5 protein-coding genes and 2 pseudogenes are annotated in these 5,120 nt (G+C 57.1%); 4 read left to right on the forward strand and 3 right to left on the reverse strand.

Features of this window, described 5'->3' with window-relative positions; all coding sequences use genetic code 11:
* From CINSTRO3249_RS12535 to cobA, 3 genes and pseudogenes are all read left to right on the forward strand, one after another.
* Positions 1-1,360: flagellar biosynthesis protein FlhF (locus CINSTRO3249_RS12535; RefSeq protein WP_254304262.1), on the forward strand; the 1,360-nt coding region annotated here is incomplete at its 5' end.
* A 24-nt stretch (positions 1,361-1,384) separates the two neighbouring features.
* Positions 1,385-1,600, forward strand: a pseudogene (locus CINSTRO3249_RS12540) (bacterioferritin-associated ferredoxin); the annotation flags it as partial.
* 7 nt (positions 1,601-1,607) lie between these two features.
* A complete protein-coding gene (cobA, locus tag CINSTRO3249_RS12545) occupies positions 1,608-2,444 on the forward strand; it encodes a uroporphyrinogen-III C-methyltransferase (protein WP_125933186.1) in 837 nt (278 codons plus the stop codon).
* A gap of 105 nt (positions 2,445-2,549) precedes the next feature.
* Here the strand turns inward: cobA and msrA are convergent, their stop codons facing one another.
* Both msrA and CINSTRO3249_RS12555 read right to left on the reverse strand, forming a co-directional pair.
* Positions 2,550-3,092 (reverse strand): peptide-methionine (S)-S-oxide reductase MsrA, encoded by a 543-nt coding sequence (gene msrA, locus CINSTRO3249_RS12550; protein WP_074013529.1) that lies wholly within the window; start codon positions 3,090-3,092, stop codon positions 2,550-2,552.
* An 86-nt stretch (positions 3,093-3,178) separates the two neighbouring features.
* Positions 3,179-4,147, reverse strand: a complete 969-nt coding sequence (locus tag CINSTRO3249_RS12555) for an alpha/beta fold hydrolase (protein ID WP_074013530.1) — start codon at positions 4,145-4,147, stop codon at positions 3,179-3,181.
* A 263-nt stretch (positions 4,148-4,410) separates the two neighbouring features.
* Here CINSTRO3249_RS12555 and CINSTRO3249_RS12560 point away from each other — a divergent pair.
* Positions 4,411-4,851 (forward strand): annotated as a pseudogene (locus tag CINSTRO3249_RS12560) (ABC transporter substrate-binding protein); the annotation flags it as partial.
* Between the two features lie 40 nt (positions 4,852-4,891).
* On the opposite strand, the gene CINSTRO3249_RS12565 reads toward CINSTRO3249_RS12560, so the two are convergent.
* Positions 4,892-5,120 (reverse strand): integrase core domain-containing protein (locus CINSTRO3249_RS12565; protein ID WP_143146879.1); only part of this gene is annotated, 229 nt, incomplete at its 5' end.

Consider the following 5,120-nt stretch of genomic DNA (forward strand, 5'->3'; position numbering starts at 1 on the left):
CATAGGTATCTACACATTTATCGTGATACCTGTTATTACTTTGCAGAATGATTTCAACCTATCTGTTGGCGGGATTGACTCTCGCCTTACCCGCCGATATCAGACGCTGGTTAAACAGCATATGACGCCCGCGGCTCTTCTTGCTTCTGCGGTTAAAGACCTCGCAAGTGCTCAAAAATCAACTTTCGCAACTACCCAAGCTGTCTGGCGTTTTCTGAATAATAAGCGAATTAGCTTCAGTCAACTCAATGAGCCAATTATTTCGCTAGCACTTGAGCAAATTTCGCTTAGCCCGCATCCATACGCTCTCGTTGTTCATGATTGGTCACGTTTACAATTTCTTTACCATCATGCCAAATACGGACGCTTAAAAATGACGCACGGTGGCGATGTTGGATATGAACTTCAAAGCAGCTTGCTGGTTGATGCTGGCACGGGTTTGCCAATAGCGCCTCTATCTCAGACACTTACCGATGCAACCGGTTGTCATTCAACGTTGGCGGAAGGACTGTCCGAACGGCAGACACATATGGACGCCTTGACGACCGATATTGCCCGTGTGGAATCGCTTAATATAGGTAAAAAGCTGATTCATATAATTGATAGAGAGGGTGACTCTATTGGACATATGCGGACGTTGAGTACTCAAGGAATATGCTGGCTTATCCGAGGAAAAGAAGGACATGGTGCAGAGTGGCAAGGTAATTCATTGAAAATTGGTGAGATTGCTGCTCTTCTGCCATACAACGGATGCGGACAGGTAGACTGGAAAGGGAAAAAAGCTGATATGGAAATCAGTGAAACCTCGATAGTCATAACCCGAGCTGCGCAGCAGAAGCGTAAAGATAAAGAAACCGGCCGCCGCATAAAAATCCAACCTGGAGAGCCTCTGACGGTCAGATTGGTTGTTGTTCGGCTTACGGATGATCTCGGTAATGTGGTGGGACGCTGGACGCTGCTTACAAACGTTTGCAGCGAGATCACCTGCGAGGAAGTAGCTCGTTGGTATTACTGGCGCTGGAATATTGAATCATTTTTTAAGTTGCTGAAAGGTGCCGGACATGACGTAGAAACATGGCTTCAGCGCAGCGCGCCAGCCGTACTACGCAGGTTGTTAATAGCCAGTATGGCTGCTGTTCTGGTATGGCGGCTGCAACGCGCTGAAGGAGAAGAAAATGCGGCAGCCCGCCAGCTGATATGTCGCTTGTCAGGACGACAGCAAAAGCGAGGCCGCAGAGAGAGCGCTCCTGCTCTGCTCGCTGGCCTATCCATCTTGTTGAATACACTAAAATTATTATCGGAATATAGTCTGGAAGAACTTACTCATTTAGCGAGAGTTGCTCTTAAGCCTCCTCCCTGATGTGTAGATACCTATGCACCGGAGGACAGGCTGGCGCTACTGGCCGGTCAGCAGGCCAGCGGTGAAACCGCCGGACGCACGATCTGCAGTTGTTACGGCGTCGGCGAGAAACAGATAACGCGGGCGATTGACAAGGGGTGCAACACGGTGGACGCGTTGGGTAAACGCCTGCGCTGCGGCACCAACTGCGGCTCGTGTATACCCGAACTGAAACAGCTGCTGGCGCGACAGCCGGCCTGAGGAGGTGATGATGACACTATTAAGCGCACTGACGGCTCCCGCGCCCGGCAAAGCCTCCACGACCGGCACGGTTTGGCTGGTGGGCGCGGGGCCGGGGGATGCGGAACTGCTGACGGTCAAAGCCTTACGCGCCATGCAACAGGCGACGGTGGTGGTGGTGGACAGGCTGGTGTCCGACGAGGTGGTGGCGCTGATCCCGCCGACGGCGCTGCGCATTGACGTCGGCAAGGCACCCGGCCGACATGGTATGAAACAGCAGGATATTAATCGACTGCTGGTCAGTCTAGCCCGCGCCGGCCACCGGGTGGTGCGCCTGAAGGGCGGCGATCCCTTTATTTTCGGCCGCGGCGGTGAAGAGATGCTGGCGTTGCAGCATGCGGGGATCGCTTGCCAGGTGGTGCCGGGAATTACCGCAGCGGCCGGCTGCGCCGCCAGTACCGGCATCCCGCTGACGCACCGGCACTGCGCCCAGTCGGTGCAGTTTATTACCGGTCATGGCAAAGAGGGTGCCCCGGCGCTGGACTGGGCGGCGTTGCGCGATCCGCACCAGACGCTGGTGTTCTATATGGGGTTGACCTGGAGCGCAGAGGTCAGTCGCGGGCTGATTGAAAATGGCCGGGCGGCGCAAACGCCGGTGGCGATTATCGAAAACGGTACCCGCGTCGGGCAGCGGGTGTTGCTGACCACGCTGGGGGGACTGGCGCAGACCATCGCACGGGAAAAGCCCGTGTCGCCCAGCCTGCTGATGGTGGGGGAGGTGGTCACTCTTTACCAAAGGGGGGCTGGCGCACCGCGCCACCCAGATGAGGTCAGGGCAGAGGCCCGAATTGCCCAAGAGGCGTGATAGCCGCCTCAATCAGAGAAAACGACAGTGGCCGAATTGCCCGGTGCAACGGTAAGGCCCTTTCCGCCGCGCCGCCGGGGTGGCGAACGGATAGAGTTAAGCCCGTTACGCCTGCTGGGATTTGCTTTTAGCGGCGTAGCGTTTATGCAGCTTTTGCAGCTTGGGCGGGATCACCGCCAGACAATAGCGGTTCTGCTGGCCTTCGCCTTGCCAATAATCCTGATGGTAGTCTTCGGCCGGATACCATTCGCCCAGCGGTTCGAGCGTGGTGACAATGGGGCTGCTGTAGTCCGCCTGGGCACGTTGAATAGCCGCTTCGGCTTCTTGCTTTTGCTCGGGCGAAGTGTAAAACACCGCCGAACGATACTGGGTGCCGATATCGTTGCCTTGACGATTAAGCTGGGTCGGGTCATGGGTGGCGAAGCTGATATCCAGCAATTCCCCATAGCTCAGCCGGGCCGGGTCGAAACCGACGCGGATAGCTTCAGCATGGCCGGTTTCGCCGGTGCAGACCTGCTTATAGCTCGGGTGGGGCACGGTACCGCCGGTATACACGCTGGTCACCGATTCCACGCCGATGACATCTTTAAACACCGCTTCGGTACACCAAAAACAGCCACCGGCGATGACCGCATATTCGATTGCCATACATTAACTCCTGCTTTTTGTCTGAAGGCATCCTGCTACTGTAGCAAAATACCCGCGCGTCGGGCAGAAAGTTCGTCTTAACGGCCTCACACGGCGCGCGATTGCGCAGGATTCAGCCCGACGCGGTGCCGCGAAAAAAAAGCGATTAACGCCTGCGCCACCGCCGCCGGCTGCTCCTCGGGTAAAAAATGGCCCGAAAAGGGAATGATGACGCCGCTGACCTGACGGGCGTACGCCCGCAGCGGCGCGGCCATGTCCGCCATTGAGCCATGATCGGCGCTCATCGCCAGCAACGGCGGGACCAAGGTACCGGCGGCGCAAAGACGGCGGTTTTGCTCGGCGCTGAGCGTGGCCGCCCGATACCAGGCAAGACCGGCGCGCAGCGCCCCCGGGCGGCTGAAAGTGCGCAGGTATTCGTCGATGTCGGCCTCGCTGAAACTTTGCGGATTGGCGGCTTTGCGGCGCAAAAACCACGTCAGATACACCCGTTCCCGGCCGGTGATGAGACTTTCCGGCAAATCATCCAGGGCATGAAACGCGAAATGCCAGGTGCGCCAGGCCTGCGCCGGGGCGATAGGTAACGTGTCGGGCAAAGTGATACCGGGAATGCCGGCGTCGAGCAACGCCAGCCCTTTCACCGTGGCGCCAAACAGCAACGTATAAGGGAATGCGACCCAGGCGCCGACGTCATGGGCGGCCAGATAGCAAGGGCCGACCTTCTGCTGTTGCAGGAAGTCATGCAGTCGGTGTGCGGTGGTCTGGGTATCATAGCCATCCGCCGGCAAGTCGGAATCGCCTTGCCCGGGCAAATCCGGCAGCCATAAGTCGAAATGTTCCGCCAGCAGCGGCAAGGTTTTGCGCCACGCATAGCCACTTTGCGGGAAGCCCGCCAGTAACACCAGCGGGGCGCCGTCGGGCCTGCCGCCGCGCAGATAATGCCAGCGCAGACCGTTAACGGTGGCAAAATGGTGGCTGAAGCCGGGCAGGGTAGCATCGGGGTGGCTGCTAGGTTTGGCCTCGACGCGCCGAACGTCGTTAAGCGGGGCGGTGGACATGGCAACTCCTGTGATTGATGGGGGTGGTCGCGGCCCGCTGCGCCGCGGGCGGCATCCGGTCGCGAAAACCAACCGGTGATATCAATATAGGAAATGATCGTTCCCTATTCAAGTTTTTTCCCCGCACGCCCTTTCCTTCGGTGGCGATAAACGGTGTGCCCGCTCACAAATTGGGGTTTTAGCGCCGCCGGGTGCCTTGCAACGCCCTAATGTTTAACTATATGTTAATTTTAATTGAAATTAATGTTATGAGAATAATGACCATGATTAATAAAAGCCTATTTTCGTCGCTCTGTGTCGTCGTTTTCATCAGCACTGCCGCTACGGCGCAAACCTTGCCGGACGGTTATCCCGCCGATTATCAGAAAACCGTCGCCGCTGCGGAAAAGGAGGGCCGTCTCGTTATCTACTCCACCACCGATACCAAAGCCGCCGGCCCGCTGCTGAAAGGGTTTGCCGCCCGCTATCCGCAGATCAAGGTGGAGTACAACGACATGAACAGTACCGAACTTTATAACCGCTATATCAGCGAGCAGGCCGCCGGCGGCACCAGCGGCGATGTGATCTGGAGCTCGTCGATGGACACCGCGCTAAAACTGGCAAGCGATTACGCGCTGCCCTACGCGTCGGCGGAAAGCGGCAAAATTCCCCCCTGGGCGGTATGGCAGCAGAAGGCCTACGGCACCACCTACGAGCCGCTGGTGTGAATAACCCCGAGTTTATTAGAGAGTAATTTTGGCAATACTACGCCGCTTCCTCTGATGCTAATTGCAAAGCGTAATAGTTCATTTCGGCTTCAGTAGGAGGGATGTAACCCAGCCGCCCGAGCAGCCTTCTGTTGTTGTACCAGTCCACCCAGTCCAGCGTGGCCAACTCCACTTCCGTCCGGTTTTTCCAGCTCCCGCGGTGGATAACCTCCGTTTTGTACAACCCGTTGATACTCTCTGCCATCGCATTATCGTAGGAGTCGCCG

The sequence above is a fragment of the Candidatus Sodalis sp. SoCistrobi genome (assembly GCF_900143145.1).
In the GTDB taxonomy this organism is placed as follows: Bacteria; Pseudomonadota; Gammaproteobacteria; order Enterobacterales; family Enterobacteriaceae; genus SoCistrobi.

Excerpts from the sequence above, each read along its gene's own strand:
- cobA (WP_125933186.1), top strand. The coding sequence starts at position 1,608 with ATGATGACACTATTAAGCGCACTGACGGCTCCCGCGCCCGGCAAAGCC.
- msrA (WP_074013529.1), bottom strand. The coding sequence starts at position 3,092 with ATGGCAATCGAATATGCGGTCATCGCCGGTGGCTGTTTTTGGTGTACC.
- CINSTRO3249_RS12555 (WP_074013530.1), bottom strand. The coding sequence starts at position 4,147 with ATGTCCACCGCCCCGCTTAACGACGTTCGGCGCGTCGAGGCCAAACCT.